Source organism: Snodgrassella sp. B3837 (genome assembly GCF_026535955.1).
GTDB classification, from domain to species: domain Bacteria; phylum Pseudomonadota; class Gammaproteobacteria; order Burkholderiales; family Neisseriaceae; genus Snodgrassella; species Snodgrassella alvi_E.
Genome location: NZ_JAFNPI010000003.1, coordinates 217 through 577 on the forward strand (window position 1 = coordinate 217; position 361 = coordinate 577).

Sequence of the window (361 nt, forward strand, 5' to 3'; positions counted from 1 at the left end):
GCGGAAGTGGAGTAGCTGGTTAAAGCGTACTAGGTTTTGGTTGTCGGTACTGTTGTCTTCGTTGCGTCTTTTATCCAGCAGGTTGGCAGCGGCATCATATTGCAGGGTTTCCCAGTAGGCCTGGTTGCGGCAGCTTTCGATGCGGCCGGTGCGGTCATAGTGGTAATCGGTCTGTCCTTGCCGGGTATGTTTTTTACTCACCAGCCGGTCGAGGTTGTCGTACTGGTAGCGGCGGTCGGTGAGGATGTCGGGCAGGATGGTGTTGTGGCCACGCCGGGTCTGTTTGTGTTGCAGGCGGCTGTTGCGGTCGTATCTGAATTCGGTGTTCAGTTGTCCCTGACTACGCAGGACTTCGCGATGT

General features: G+C 56.0%; 1 protein-coding gene. It reads right to left on the reverse strand.

Translation table 11 applies throughout. The annotated features are described in order from the left end of the window. Positions 1-201, reverse strand: a 201-nt coding sequence (locus J3U67_RS00935) for a hypothetical protein (RefSeq protein ID WP_267403386.1), incomplete at its 3' end; no start/stop codon positions are given. Positions 202-361: the final 160 nt, after the last annotated feature.